This window comes from Phyllobacterium phragmitis, from assembly GCF_002980495.1.
GTDB classification, from domain to species: Bacteria; Pseudomonadota; Alphaproteobacteria; order Rhizobiales; family Rhizobiaceae; genus Paramesorhizobium; species Paramesorhizobium phragmitis.
This window is the reverse complement of sequence record NZ_PVBR01000099.1, coordinates 1-455: the sequence shown is the minus strand read 5'-3', so window position 1 is coordinate 455 and position 455 is coordinate 1. Positions and strand designations below refer to the sequence as shown.

The window sequence follows — 455 nt, the reverse complement described above, 5'->3', positions numbered from 1 at the left end:
CACGCAGGCGTTCGGCGAACTCGGCTACCGCGTCGCCCTTGGCAGCGTCGCCTTCGAGCCCTTCGCCAACCTCGCCTATGTGAGCCTCGATACGGATGGGTTCACAGAGAAGGGCGGCGTTGCAGCGATGTCGGGGGCAAGCGGCTCGACGGATGCGACCTTCACCACGCTCGGCCTGCGCGCCTCGACCATGTTCGACCTGAACGGGACGAGCCTGACCGCGAAGGGTATGCTCGGCTGGCGGCACGCCTTCGGCGATGTCGTCCCCGAGGCGATGATGCAGTTCGGTGGGGGCAGCACCTTCACCATCGCCGGCGTGCCGATCGCGCGTGACGCCGCGGTCGTTGAAGTCGGTCTCGACTATGCGATCTCGCCATCTGCCGGCTTCGGCGTCTCCTATTCCGGCCAGTTTGGTGACGACCTCGCCGACCAGTCCTTGAGGGCAAACTTCAACG

The 455-nt window shown here is 65.9% G+C and carries 1 protein-coding gene; it reads left to right on the top strand.

What is annotated here, in order from left to right:
* A partial coding sequence (locus tag C5748_RS27510; protein WP_146119663.1) for an autotransporter outer membrane beta-barrel domain-containing protein occupies positions 1 to 455 on the top strand: 455 nt, incomplete at both ends.